Annotated in this window: 10 protein-coding genes; 2 read left to right on the top strand and 8 right to left on the bottom strand. The window is 73.7% G+C overall.

What is annotated here, in order from left to right; all coding sequences use genetic code 11:
• Positions 1 to 243 precede the first annotated feature (243 nt).
• Both ADK60_RS01940 and paaI read left to right on the top strand, forming a co-directional pair.
• Complete coding sequence (locus ADK60_RS01940) at positions 244 to 1695, top strand: WGR domain-containing protein (RefSeq protein WP_053642640.1); 1452 nt, start codon at positions 244 to 246, stop codon at positions 1693 to 1695.
• A 138-nt stretch (positions 1696 to 1833) separates the two neighbouring features.
• Complete coding sequence (gene paaI / locus ADK60_RS01935; RefSeq protein WP_079007972.1) at positions 1834 to 2358, top strand: hydroxyphenylacetyl-CoA thioesterase PaaI; 525 nt, start codon at positions 1834 to 1836, stop codon at positions 2356 to 2358.
• A 48-nt stretch (positions 2359 to 2406) separates the two neighbouring features.
• On the opposite strand, the gene ADK60_RS01930 is transcribed toward paaI, so the two are convergent.
• From ADK60_RS01930 to ADK60_RS01895, 8 genes are all read right to left on the bottom strand, one after another.
• Positions 2407 to 3660 carry a phenylacetate--CoA ligase family protein gene (locus tag ADK60_RS01930; protein WP_053642638.1) on the bottom strand — a complete coding sequence of 418 codons (1254 nt, stop codon included), beginning with the start codon at positions 3658 to 3660 and terminating at the stop codon, positions 2407 to 2409.
• Between the two features lie 21 nt (positions 3661 to 3681).
• Positions 3682 to 4557 (bottom strand): SDR family NAD(P)-dependent oxidoreductase, encoded by an 876-nt coding sequence (locus ADK60_RS01925; RefSeq protein ID WP_053642637.1) that lies wholly within the window; start codon positions 4555 to 4557, stop codon positions 3682 to 3684.
• Positions 4554 to 5909, bottom strand: a complete 1356-nt coding sequence (locus tag ADK60_RS01920) for an MFS transporter (RefSeq protein WP_053642635.1) — start codon at positions 5907 to 5909, stop codon at positions 4554 to 4556. Before ADK60_RS01920 ends, ADK60_RS01925 begins: the two co-directional genes overlap by 4 nt.
• Positions 5906 to 7207: a phenylacetate--CoA ligase family protein gene (locus tag ADK60_RS01915; RefSeq protein ID WP_053642633.1), complete on the bottom strand. Its 1302-nt coding sequence runs from the start codon at positions 7205 to 7207 to the stop codon at positions 5906 to 5908. Before ADK60_RS01915 ends, ADK60_RS01920 begins: the two co-directional genes overlap by 4 nt.
• Entirely contained in the window at positions 7204 to 8316 is a 1113-nt protein-coding gene (locus ADK60_RS01910; protein ID WP_053642632.1) for an ATP-grasp domain-containing protein, read from the bottom strand. The genes ADK60_RS01915 and ADK60_RS01910 overlap by 4 nt, the downstream gene beginning before the upstream one ends.
• The gene (locus ADK60_RS01905; protein WP_079007971.1) at positions 8313 to 9806 is read right to left on the bottom strand and encodes a KamA family radical SAM protein; all 1494 of its coding nucleotides are present in this window, start codon (positions 9804 to 9806) and stop codon (positions 8313 to 8315) included. The genes ADK60_RS01910 and ADK60_RS01905 overlap by 4 nt, the downstream gene beginning before the upstream one ends.
• 7 nt (positions 9807 to 9813) lie before the next feature.
• On the bottom strand, positions 9814 to 11577 hold the full coding sequence (locus ADK60_RS01900; RefSeq protein ID WP_053642630.1) for a class I adenylate-forming enzyme family protein: 1764 nt from the start codon (positions 11575 to 11577) through the stop codon (positions 9814 to 9816).
• Positions 11578 to 11709: 132 nt separating this feature from the next.
• Positions 11710 to 13176, bottom strand: a complete 1467-nt coding sequence (locus ADK60_RS01895) for a flavin monoamine oxidase family protein (protein WP_079007970.1) — start codon at positions 13174 to 13176, stop codon at positions 11710 to 11712.
• Between the last annotated feature and the right edge of the window lie 108 nt (positions 13177 to 13284).

Raw genomic sequence — 13284 nt, 5'->3', positions numbered from 1 at the left:
AGAGCGGGGGCGGCTGCGGAAGGTCCGTTCGGGCAGACCGCGGGGGCGTCCGGGCCGTGCGGGGCCGGGTGGTTCGTCGCCGTCCGGTGTTCTGCGGCCTGCGCCGGTGGCGGCGGCCGGGGAGCGGGCGGGCCCGCAGCGGGCCCTGTCGGTGCCGGGGGCTAGGTTCTGAGGTGTCGCCGGGCACCGCGCCCGCAGCGCCGGAACACCCCGTCACGCCCGTGCCCGGAAGGGGCCCACGCCATGTCAGCCACTGCCACCGACACGCAGTCGACGTACCTGGAGCTGTCCGAGGACAGCGGCAGCGCGCACAAGTTCTACGAGGTCCTGGTGGCCGGCGTGGACGTCACCATCACCTACGGGCGGATCGGCGAGAGCGGCCAGACCAAGACCACCGCCTACCCCACGCCGGAGAAGGCCGCGTCGGCGGCCGCCAAGAAGATCGGTGAGAAGGTCCGCAAGGGCTACGCCCCGGCGGTGCGCGGGGTGCGCGAGCGGCGGGCGGTGACGAGGCGGGCGATCGTCAGCACCCGTTCGACGGCCCGGCAGGCCCCGGTGCTGTGGCGGTTCAACTCCGGCGCGGCGGCGTTCGGCATCTTCGTCGGCGAGGAGCACGCCTGGGTGGGCAACGAGCGCGGCGACGTCTACACGCTGACCCACGACGGCGCGGTGACCGGCCGCTACGGGCTGCCGGACGGCGTCAAGTGCATCGTCGCGGACGACTGGTGGATCTACGCGGGCTGCGACAACGGCAAGGTGTACGACCTGGGCGGCAAGGTGCCCCGGGTGGCGTACGAGATAGCCGAGGACGTCGACATCTACTGGCTGGACATCCACGACGGCGTGCTCGGCGTGGCCGACGCGCGCGGCGGGATCACCACCGTCGACCACGAGGACGAGTTCCAGTGGCGGCGCTCGGCGGACGGCAGCGACGGCTGGATGGTGCGCTGCGACAACGACGGTGTGTACCACGGCCATTCGCGCGGTGTGAGCCGGTACGCGGCGCGCGGCGGCGCCCCGGTCTGGCACACCCGCACCGACGGCGAGGTGCTGTTCGGCTGGCAGGAGCGGGAGGAGGTGTTCGCCGGCACCTCGCGCGGCTCGGTGCACCGGCTGCGCAAGGCGGACGGTTCGGAGGTGGCCCGCTACCGCTGCGACGCCGCGGTGTTCTCCTGCGCGGCCTCGCCCGACGGCCGGTACGTGTTCGCGGGCGACAACCACTCCTCGGTGTACTGCTTCGACGCCGACGGCACCCGGCTGTGGAAGCTCGGCACCGGCTGCGGCTCGGCGTACAGCATGCAGTACCGCGACGGCCGGCTGTACCTGGTGACCACGGACGGTTCGCTGGTCTGCCTGGACGCGAGCGAGACGGCGGTGCGCGCGGCAGAGGAGGGCCGGCTGCCGCAGGCCGCCGAGGTGGACGGCAGCGGCTGGACGGCGGCGGTGGCCGGCGCGGAGATCGAGTCGGTGGTGGTCGGTTCGGCGGGCGCCGCGGGCGGCATCGAGGTGGAGTGCGTGCAGGACGGCACCCGGCTGCGGGTGCGGGTGGTCTCGCCGGGCTACGACGCGACCCGCCGGGTGCAGTTCCCGAAGGACATCCGGGTGCCCGGCGCGCGGTACCTGGTGGCGGAGGTGCTGGAGTCCGGCAGCGGCTCGTTCTACCGGGCGCGGGGGGACATCAAGCGGCTGCTCTGAGTTCTCCTGACGGACTTTCCGTTCCCGTCGGGAGACCGTTGACAGCCCGTCACGGGCCTCGGTGTAATGCGGGTGCAATACGCACGCACGGCACACCGACCGACCGTTTCGGGCTGTTCCCGGGGAAAGCAGGGCGTCATGAGCGTGGACACCGTGGCCGTCGAGGATTCAGCGGGTTCGGCGAATTCGGCGGATTCGGCCGGGTCCGCGGCCTCCGGCGGGGTGGCGGCGGGAGCGGTGGCGGCCGGCGCGGTGCCCAATTCCCGGATGGCGGCCCTGTACGAGCGCGACCTGGCCTGCCAGGGCCTCGGGATCACGCTGGAGAAGGTGTCCACCGGGCGGGCGTCGATGCGGATGACGGTGGCCCCGGCGATGGTGAACGGGCACGGCATCGCGCACGGCGGCTACCTGTTCCTGCTCGCCGACGCGGCGTTCTCCTACGCCTGCAACAGCTACGGCCCGGTGACGGTGGCGCAGGCCGCGCAGGTGACTTTCCTGGCGCCGGCGGCGGTCGGGGACGAACTGGTGGCGGAGGCGGTGGAACGCACCCGTTCCGGGCGCACCGGCATTTACGACGTGACGGTGCGGAATGCGGCCGAAAAGGTGATCGCGGAATTCCGGGGCCAGAGCGTGATGCTGGCCGGACAGCCGCACACGGCCTGAGGAGCGGGGTGGGCCGGGGGGAGCAGCCTCCCCCGGCCCACGGACGCGTCACGCCGGCGGGCGCTCGTCCACGACCTGCTGGAGCTTGCCGGTGCGCGGGTTGGTGACCAGCTCGGCGCGGGGCACCCACTCCACCTCCAGGTCGTGGATCACCCCGGCCGCCACGTCGTCCGGGTAGAGCGGCCGGGCCCGGTACACCGCCTCGACCAGCTGCTCGGCCAGACCGGCCGGCGGCTCCTCGGTGTACCCGAGCCGCAGGACCAGCCCGTCCTTGCCGTCCCAGCGGCGCTGCACCATCTGCATCCCGGAGATCACCTGGTCCGGGTCGTGGGCGAGCAGGACGGCGCGGATCTCCTCGGTCGGCATCGCCACGGTGCCCACCCGGGCGCCCTCGACCGAGCGTCCGACCAGCCGGAACCGGCCGCGCTCCAGGTCGACCCACTCGGCCCGGTCGCCGGTCGGGTAGCGCAGGATCGGCATCAGGGTGCGGAACAGGTTGGTGACCACCACCCGGCCGGGCACCCCGAGTTCGGTGATCGGCGCGCCGGTCGCGTCGTCGACCAGCTCCACCACCGTCCGGTTCGGAAAGGCCTCGTGCACCCGGACGTCCTCGCCGGGCACCGGCGCGCCGACCAGGCCGGCGTCCACCGAGGCGTAGCCGATCGAGGCGACGGCCGCGTTGGGGAACGCGCGGGAGAGGATCGGCCGCAGGTCGGCGAAGAGCAGGTCCCCGCCGAACAGCAGGAGTTCGATCCGCTCGGCGACCTGTCCGTGCTTGACCAGGTACTCGGCGACCGAGCTGAGCTTCATCGGCTCGCCGGCCAGCACGTCCACGCCGAAGTCGTTGATCAGCCCGGCGATGTACGCGTCCGGCGCGGCGCCGACGGGCAGCCGGACGTTGTCCACCGGGGCGTGGTGCAGGGCGTTCTCGATGTAGAGGAAGCCGCCGTACAGCTCGCCGGCCCAGAACAGGTTGGCGACCCGGTGCCCGGGCTTGAGTCCGGCCTGGACGAGGCCCGCGCCGAAGGCGGTGACCGAGTCGGCGTGCTCGGTGCGCGACCAGGGGGAGAACTTGGGGACACCGGTGGTGCCGCCGGTCTTGTAGACGCCGCCGTCGAGCAGCGGCCCGGTCAGCAGGCGGTTGTCCGGCCAGGAGTTGGCGGCCCAGAACGCGGTCTGCTCGATCAGCGGGAGCTGCGAGAGGTGTTCGACCCGCTCCGGCAGGTCCCGGTAGAGGTCGGCGTAGAAGGGGGAGTTGCGGCGGGCGAAGTCGATCAGTTCGGGCAGGGGTTTGGCGGGCACGGCAAGGCTCCTGACGGTAGATCAGCTGGGGTCGGGGCGGCCGATCCAGGTGCGGGCGAGGGTCTGGACGGCCGAGCCGTCCGGGTCGGCGAGCTTCTGCGCCAGGTAGTCGGCGGCCCAGGCGTTGGTGGGCACCCGGAAGGCGGGCCGTTCGGCGCGCAGCGTGCGCACCACGACCTCGGCCACCTCCCGGGCCGGCTGTCCGGCGGCCTCCCAGCCCTGGCCGCCGACCCAGGCGAGGTAGTCCTCGAAGGTCGGCGCGTAGGGCCCGGAGGCCGCCCCGATGGTGCGGCGGTCGATGTCGGGGAAGATCCCGAACCGGGTGTCCGGCACGAAGCCGGGGACGACGACGGAGACCCGCACGCCGTGCGCGCCGGCCACCGGGGCGAGGCTCTCCATGAACCCCTCGACGGCGGCCTTGGCGGCGCAGTAGGCCTCGTTGAACGGCTGGCCGACCACGCCGTGCACACTGCCGATGGTGACCAGCCGGCCGCCGGAGGCGCGCAGCAGCGGGAGGGCGGCGCGGCTGACGGCGATCACGCCGAAGAAGTTCACCTCCAGATTGGCCCGCAGCGCGGCGTCGGTGGACATCTCCAGCGTGGGGTCGAAGTTGGAGACGCCGGCGTTGTTGACCACCGCGTCCAGCCGCCCGTGGGTCGCGGCCACGCCCTCGACGCAGGCGGCGACCGAGGCGGCGTCGGTGACGTCGAGCCGGCGGACGTCCAGCTCGACCCCGGCCTCCCCGGCGGCCTTCCGCAGGTCGTCGGCGCGGTCCGGGTCGCGCAGGGTGGCCACGGTGGTGAACCCGGCCCGGGCGGCGGCCACGGCGGTGGCCAGGCCGATGCCGGAGGAGCAGCCGGTGACGAGCAGGACCTCGCCCGCCGGTGCGGCGCTCACGGCGCGCTCTCCGTCAGCTCGGACTCGGACTCACTCTCGGGTTCAGTCTCGGGCTCAGTCTCGGGCTCAGTCTCGGACTCGGGTTCGGCGTCGGCCGGCCGCTGCTCCGCCTCGCGGGCGGCGGCGTCCAGCCGGGACTGGATGCCGAGGGCGGGCAGGAAGGAGCAGGCGGCCAGCAGGGTGCCACCGGCCATCACCCAGCGCGCCGCGTCCAGGATCCCCAGCGGATCGGTGAGCGCCGACACGGCGAGGCCGCCGACCAGCGCGGCGAGCGGGATCACGCCCCAGGTGACGGTGCGGAACGCCGCGTGCATCACGCCCTGGTGCTCGGCGGACATCCGGGACTGCCGGGTGGGCGCGCTGCACACGTTGATGCAGGACATGAAGAAGCCGTAGCAGCCCATGGTCACCGCGATCACCAGGACGGCGGGCAGCGCGGGCGCGGCCAGCACGCCCAGCCCGACCAGGCAGTGCAGCAGCAGCGACCAGGCCAGGGTGCGGCCCAGGCCCAGCCGTTGGCTGATCCTGGGGGCGACCACGGCGCCGGTGAGCGCGCCGACCGCGCCGACCGACATGGCGGCGCCGAACTGGCCGACCGAGACGTCCAGGCCCCGGTAGGCGAGCACGGGCAGCACCGTGACGAAGATCGGCCCGCCGGAGTTGAGCGTGACCGCGGCCAGCACCACCCGGCGCAGCACCGGGTCGGCCCAGTTCATCCGGAAGCCGGCCGTCAGCCGCTCCCAGACGGTGCCCTCGACGACCGTGCGCTCGCCCCAGGGCTGCATGTAGCGGAAGCAGGTGGCGGAGATCAGGTAGCTGGCGGCGTCCACCACCAGGGCGCCGACGCCGAGCGCGCTGTAGAGGCCGGCGGCGATCGAGGGCCCGGCCACCTCGGCGACCGAGTTGCTGCCCTCCAGCCGGGAGTAGGCGCGCACCATCCGCTCCTCGGGGACCACCGCGGGGACGGCGATCAGGTACCCGACGTTGAAGAAGATGGTGGCGCCGCTGATCACGGCCACGCAGCCGAACAGCAGCGGGGTGGAGAGGAAGTCCAGCCAGTACGCGAGCGGGATCACCAGGACGGCGGCCAGCCGGAGCAGGTCGCAGACCAGCATGGTGCGGCGCTTGTCCCAGCGGTCCACCAGCACTCCGGCGACCGGGCCCAGCAGCGGGATGCCGAGGTACTGGGCCATCGCCACCACGCCGACCTGGAGGGCGGAGGCGTGCAGGACGAAGATCATCAGGGTGGGGACGACGAACACGGTGATCCGGTCGCCGACCACGCTGACGGTCTGGCCGGCCCAGAACAGGTTGAAGCCGCGCCCGAGGTCCTGCGGCTTTCGCAGCTTCACGGGGTCTCCCCGGTGGCCTCGGTGGTCCCGGTGGCGTCCGCAGACTCGGCGTTCTCGGCATTCTCGGCGTGCTCGGCGGCGCGGACCACCAGGGAGGCCGTCTTGCCGGTGCGGTCGTTGCTGACCAGCGCGTCGACGACCCGGACCGTGACGTGCTCGGGGTCGTGCTGGAACGCGGTGCTGAGGGTGAACGTCCCGGCCAGCAGCTCGGCCCGCAGCGCCGCCGGGTCCACCCCGGCGGCCGGGTCGGCCAGCAGCAGCACCTCCACCCCGGTGGCCCGGCCGCCGTCCTCGGTGACCACCACCTGGGCCCGGGAGACCCCCGGCTCCCGCTCGGCCCGGGCGACCAGCTCGTCCACGTGCAGGCCGAGGCCGCGCACCTGGACGACGTTGTCCCGCCGACCCAGCACCCGCATCGCGGCGCCCGGCCGGCCGCACGGGCAGGTGGTCAACTCGCCCGCGTCCCCGGTGCGGTAGCGCAGCACCGGGTTGAGCATCTCGGGGTCGAGCGTGGTGAAGTCCAGCAGCCCGTCCGCCCCGGCGTGCACCAGCTGGGTGGGCAGCGGGTGGAAGGTGTCGGCCGGGCAGTCGGGCGTGTTGGTGCCGACCACCCAGGTCTCGGTGGAGCCGAACATGCCCCAGCGGCGGGCCCCGGGCGCGACCACCGCGAGGTCCTCCTCCAGCTGCGGCTGCCAGGCCTCGCCCAGCCACAGCACCTTGCGCAGCGAGGGCAGCTTCAGCCCGGCCGCGCGGGCGTGCGCGAACCAGAGCCGCAGCACGCTCGGGGTGCCGCCGATCGCCGTCACCCCGCGGTCGGCGAGGAAGCCCAACCAGTCCGGGTACTCCTCGCGGGTGATCGAGCCGAGTGCGATCACCCGGCAGCCGGCCCGGTCGGCCAGCGCGGCGGCCAGGAAGTGCGCGCCCCACATCCGGCCGGCACCCCAGGCGTTGGCGAACACGTCCTCGCGGTCGAGCACCGGCCAGTGGGCGTGCACCCCGGCCATGTAGAAGCCGGTCGGGGCGTAGCCGACCTTGGGCGCGCCGGTGGAGCCGCCGCTCTGGAACAGCCAGGTGGCGGCCGTGTCGGAGCGCGGCTCCAGGTGGGCGAGGGCGGTGTTCAGGTCGTCCTTGAGCAGCGGCGGCAGTGCGGCCAGGTCGTCCAGGGTGCGGACGGCCGCCGGGCGGTCGGCGTAGCGCGGGGCGAGCGCGGGCACCGTCCGCAGCCGCAACAGGGTGGCGGCGGCGACGGTCAGTCGCGGTTCGGCCGCGTCCGGCGGCAGGGAGAACGCGTCGGTCATCGGGTTTCCGATCGGGGGGCGGAGGCCGTCGGGGCGGCAGTCGGGGGGCGGTGCGCGAGGGGCGTGAAGAGACCGGGGGGCGCGGACGGCGCGCCGTTGGCGAGCCACTTGGCGTGGGCGTCCCGGTAGGCGGTGAACCGGGCCCGGGTGATGTCCCGCTGGAGCGAGCGGTCCGGGTCGGTGAAGTCCGGGGCGATCACGCCGTCCGGCTCCAGCTCCGAGAACCAGTACTTCTCGCCGTCGTACAGGAAGTCCACGCAGAAGAACGGGATTGCCAGCTTCCCGGCGAAGTACGCGGTGGCCTCGGCGAGTTCGGGCGGGATCGGCGGGAACTCCATCGTCCCGCCCCGGCTGGCGTTGGCCACCGGCGAGCCGGCCTCCGGCACCCGCCGCATCACGGCGTACGGCTCGCCGTCCACCACGTACACCCGGTAGTCGACGGTGCCGTCGCCCAGGTACGGCTGGGCGACGAGGGTGGTGTCGCCGCCCTGGGCGAGGCTGGCCAGCCCGCGGATGTCCTCCGGCCCGCGGGCGAGGTTGATCCCGCCGCCGCCGCACCAGCCGGAGGGCTTGACGATCGCCGGGTAGGTGAGCCGGTCGAGCGCCACCTCGTAGTGGTGCTTGGCGACGTCCCGGCCGGTGCCGATCCGGATCGACGGGATCGGCGGCACCGGCGAGTCGGCCAGGTGCAGCACGGTGGCGACCTTGTCGTTGCCGATCAGCGAGACGTACGGCGGGAACGGCAGGTAGAACCCGGCCTGCTCCAGCACCGCGTACAGCGAGTACTGGTTGAAGATGTCCATCGACTGGTACGGCAGCGAGTACAGCGCGGTGACGAACAGGGTGTCCTGCGGGGTCACCGGCTCCTCGTCGACGTACACCACCGGGCGGGCCGGGTCGGTGGCGTCCACGGTGACGGCGTCCGGCGAGTGCCGGCACCAGGTGAGGCCGAGCTCCTCGGCGATCTCCTCGTAGAGGTCCCAGAAGAGGTACCGCCACGTCGCGGTGGTCCGGGTCGACTCGCGGTCGGGGAAGATCCAGCACATCCGGCGCAGCGGGCCGCCGGTGGACTGCGGGGTGGTGCTCGGTGGGCTGACGGGGGTCGTCACCGTGCTGCTCCTTCCTGCGGGGCCGGTGCGGCGGCCGCGGCGCGCGCGGCCCGCTCCGTCCACCAGCGGCGGCCGGACTCGGGGAGGGTGTCCACCGGGTCGTAGTAGGGGTGGCGGCGGTCGAGCGGGTCGTCGCCGGTCGGCGCGGCGCCGCCAGAGCGGACCTCCAGCGCGGTGCGGTAGTTCTTGGTCCAGTACGAGATGCCGCGTTCGCGGTCGTACGCCACGGCCTGGTGCACCCAGCGCTTGCCGAGCCGCGGCACGTCGCAGACCAGGCGCGGGGTGGCGTAGCCGGGCAAGTAGCCCATGATCGCCTCCTGGAGGTACTGGGCCCGGTGGACGCTGGTGCGCCAGTGCTCGGCGTTGGGGATCATGTCGCAGAGGTAGAAGTAGTAGGGGAGGATGTTCGCCTCGCCCTGGAGGGCGAAGCAGAGGTCCAGCAGGTCCTCCGGTGTGTCGTTGACGCCGCGCATCAGCACGCCCTGGTTGCGCACGTCGCGCACGCCCGCGTCGAGCAGCGCCCGGGCCGCCTCGGCGACCAGCGGGGTCACCGAGCGCACATGGTTGGCGTGGGTGTGCACGGCCAGGTTGACGGCGCGGCGGGCGGCGACCGTCGCGACCCGGTGCACGCCCTCCAGGACCTGCGGCTGGAGCCAGTGCTGCGGCAGGCCGACCACCGCCTTGCTGGCGAGCCGGATGTCGCGGACCGACTCCAGCTCCAGCAGCCGCAGCAGGAAGGACTCCAGCTGCGGCCACGGCACATTGGCGAGGTCGCCGCCGGAGACCACCACGTCGCGCACGGTCGGGGTGCGCTTGAGGTAGTCGAGCATCTGCTCCTGCCGGTGGGCCGGCCGCAGCACCAGCCGGGCCTTGGTGACCTGCGGGGTGGAGGTGCCGACGAGGTCCATCCGGGTGCAGTGCCCGCAGTACTGCGGGCAGGTGGAGACCAGTTCGGCCAGCACCTTGGTGGGGTAGCGGTGGGTGAGGCCCTCGACCACCCACATCTCGGCCTCGTGCAGCGAGTCGCGCTCGGCCTTCGGGTGGCTGGGCCAGTGCGGGTGCCGGTCGGCGAGCACCGGCAGCATGTAGCGGCGCACCGGGTCGGCCAGGAACGCGGCGGTGAACGCCGCCGGGGTGGTGGGGGTGTGCGCGGCCATGGTGTTCAGCAGCTGCGGTGGCAGCAGGATCGGCATGGTCGCGAACTCGGCCTGGTCCGCGGCGAGTTGCTCGTAGAACTCGGGTGTGAGCAGATCGCCGACGACCGCCCGGAGCTGGCGGGCGTTCTTGACGCAGTGCGCGCGCTGCCACTGGGCGTCGCGCCACTGCGCCTCGGTGACGTCGCGCCAGCCGGGCAGTCGGCGCCAGTCCGGCTCCACCAGCCGGGTCCGGACGTACTGGTACGGCTGCCGGGGCGGGGGTGTCGCTACTGCCGGTGCTGTGGGCCCCGGGGCGGGCGCGGTGCGCGCGGGGGACACGAGGTGGTCGGTCATTCCCGTGCTACTGGGCGGTGAAGAGGGTGGCGAGGCGGGTGCGCAGTTCGCGCTTGAGTACCTTGCCGGTCGGCCCGAGCGGGAACTCCGCCGCCGTGCGGGCGATCCGGACGGCGGCGAGCGCGGCCAGTCCGGCCCCGGCCAGTGCCTTGTTGGCGGCCTCCAGTACCTCCTCGGCTGTCACGGACTCCGCGTCGTGCTGCAACTGGACGACGGCGACGGGACGTTGCCCCTCCCCGGCGGCACCCGGCACACCGACCACCGAGCAGTCCCGGACCAGCTCGGCGCAGTCCGCCAGCAGCACCTCCTCGACCGGCAGGCTGTAGACCGGCCCGGCCGAGGTGTCGATGACGTCCACGGTGCGGTCCAGGTGGTAGAACCGGCCCTCGGCGTCGCGCCGGGCGAGGTCCCCGGTCAGCCAGTAGCCGGCCAGTTCGAAGCTCTCGGTCAGCCGCGCGTTGTTCCAGTAGCCGGGAGTCCGCGAGGGCGAGTCGATCGCGAGCAACCCGACTGTGCCGTCCGGCAGTTCGTTGCCGTCCTGGTCCAGCACGGCCGCCCGGCGCACCACTTCGAGCGGCTTGCCGACGCAGCGGTCGTTGCGGACGCTCTCCGGCGTGGTGACCTGGCCGAACAATGCCATGCCCATCTCGGAGGAGCCCAGGCCGTCGACGAACTGCGAACCGGGCAGCGCGGGTTGCTCGGCCTTCTCCTGCGGCAGCAGCCAGGGCCGGATCAGCCCGGCCGGGCGCTCGCCCAGCTGCACCAGCCGGCGGATGTGCCCGTAGTGCGCGCTGTCGCCGGTGTTGAACCAGGAGTGCACCTTGGCCGCGCCCGCCACCGGCAGCTCACCGGTGGCGAGTTCGACGAAGGTGCGCGGGAAGGAGGCGACCATGGTGGGCCGGAAGGCCTCCATCACCGGCTCGACCACCGAGCGCCGCCAGTCCGCCATCACCACGGTCGGCAGGCCGAGCAGGGTCGCGGTGAGGAAGTAGCTCAGGCCGCCGGCGTGGGTGTGCGGCATCAGCGACATCAGCCGGTCCTCCGGCTCGGCCGGGAAGCGCACCATCCGCGGCTGCTTGCCGTCCCAGAACTGCCGGTGCGCCAGCATCGTCGACTTCGGCGTGCCGGTGGTGCCGGAGGAGTGGATCAGCGCGACCACGTCGTCCGCCGCGTGCCGGTACGGGTACTCGGCGGGCAGGCCGCCGGAGGCGTCCGCGTCGAAGGCCTGGATCTCGGCGGCGAGCGCGATGAACCTCGGGCGGCGCTGCGGGTCCTGGCGGTACGCGGCGGCCAGGCGGGTGGTGTCGTCGGCGACCACGCCGACCACGCCGACGTGGTTCAGGTAGCGGACCATCACGTCGTGCCGCATGGCGTCGTTGACCAGGGCCGGGACGGCGCCCAGCGCGGTGAGCGCGAGGAAGTGCAGCAGCGGTTCCAGGCCCTCGGCGATCACCACCGCCACCGGCTCGCCCGGGCGCACGCCGTTCGCGTGGTACCAGGCGGCGTAGCGGTCGCGCAGGGCGGCGAGGTCCTGGAGGCTGTGGCCGCGCAGCACCACCGCGCCGCGGTGGTCGAGGTGGTGGCTGTAGGCGAAGGGGACCGCGCGGTTGGGGTTCACGGCGAGGGCGTGGTCGAGGAAGTTGCCGGCCCCGAGCCCGGGTTCGGCCATCAGTCGCTCGCGCGCGGCGAGCGGCGCGACCGGGGAGGGCCCGGAGGGCGCGGCGGAGGCTGCGGACGGGCCGCTGTTCAGGGAGGAACTCTCGTCGCTCATGGCGGTCTCCTGAGGGGGTGGCCCGCGGTTCTTGTGGAACGGGAGCGCGGGCTGCGTGGTGAGGGAGAACAGGTGGGTGCGGGTGCGTGCCGGGGTGCTGGTGCTGGTGCCGGTGGTTCGGTGGAGCTGGGGTCAGAGCTCGGAGTCGAGGATCTCCGCGACGACCCGGTGGCCGGAGCGGATCGCGCCCTCCAGCAGGCCGAAGAACTCGGTACTGGTCTCGGTCCCGGCCCAGTGCACCCGGCCGTGCGGCGCGGTCAGCGCCGGGCCGAGCCGCGACCAGTCGCCGGGCCCGAACAGGGCCGCGTAACACCCCTTGCTGTAGGGCTCGTTCACCCAGTCGGTGCGATGGAAGCCGATCGGTTCGGGCAGCATCGGGAACAGCGAGGCGGCCTGCTCGACGGCGGCCGCGCGTTGCTCCTCCGGCCCCAGGGCCGCGTAGCGGTGCGCCTCCGCGCCGGTGACGAAGCCGGTGAGCACGCCGACCCGGGACCCGTCCGGCGCGTCGGCCGGCGAGTCGTCGACGGTGGAGAGCAGCGGCCCCCGGGCGTTGACCGACCAGCCGGAGAGCCCGTGCTCGCGCCAGACCGGCGAGGGGTAGACCAGGTTGACCTTGACCGCGCAGCCGCGTCCGGTCCGCTCGCCCGCGCGCGGGGCCGGACGGACGGGCCGGAGGTCGAGCGCCTCGGCGAGCAGCGGCGGCAGCGCCACCACCGCGACCTCGGCCCGGTACGCCGCGCCCGCCTCGGTGTGCACGGTGACACCCTCGCCGTCCTGGACCACGGACCGCACCGGTTCGCCGAGCCGCACCGAGCCGGGCCGCCGCTCCGTCAGCCGGGCGGCGAGCCGCTCGCACAGCAGGTGCGCGCCGCCGGCGACCCGGTCCTCCTGGGCGCCGCCCTCGAAGGCGTTCAGATAGCGCAGTCCGCCGCCCGAGCGCAGGTAGAAGGCCATGTGCAGGACCGAGACGTCGGCCGGGTCGGCGGCCATCATCTCGCCGAGGAAGAGCGGGAAGAACAGCCGGGCGTCCGGGTGGTCGAGCTGCTGCTCGGCCCACTCGGCGGCGGTGAGGGCGTCCAGCCGTTCGGCGTCCGGGGTGAGCCAGGGCGCCTCCGGGTCGACCTGGGCGGTGAGTTCGGCGAGCCGGTCGAACAGCTCGCCGAGCGCGACCGCGTTGAGCGGCGGGAACCGGCCGTCCCGGGTGGCGAGTTCGCCGTCCGCGCCGGGGGCGCCGGCGGCTCCGGCGGCGGGGTTCAGTGCGAACCGGCTCGCGCCGAGCATGGTGGTGGGCGTGGTGGAGAGGCCCAGGTTTTTGATCAGCGCCAGGAGTTCGGTGTGCTTGGCGCCGAGGTAGGCGGCGCCCGCGTCGATCCAGGCGCCGGGCGCGACCTCGATCCCGTGGGTGCGTCCGCCGACCCGTGGGCGCGCCTCCAGCACGGTGACCTCCACCCCCCGCGCCGCCAGCCCCTCGGCGGCGGTCAGACCGGCCAGGCCGGCGCCGATCACCACGGCGGAGGTCACCCGGGCCGGGCCGTTCGTGGCAGGGCTGTTCGTGGCAGGGCTGTTCGTGGTGGGGCCGTTCGTGGTGGGGCCGGTCATCCCGCGGCCGCGATCAGCTCGACCAGACCGGCCGGGGTCGGCGCGAGCACGAAGTCTTCGAAGGACAGCTCGACGCCGTAGTTCCGGGCGACCGCGCTCAGGACGCGG

Source organism: Streptomyces sp. XY431, assembly GCF_001279805.1.
In the GTDB taxonomy this organism is placed as follows: Bacteria; Actinomycetota; Actinomycetes; order Streptomycetales; family Streptomycetaceae; genus Kitasatospora; species Kitasatospora purpeofusca.
This window is presented reverse-complemented; position numbering and strand designations above follow the sequence as displayed.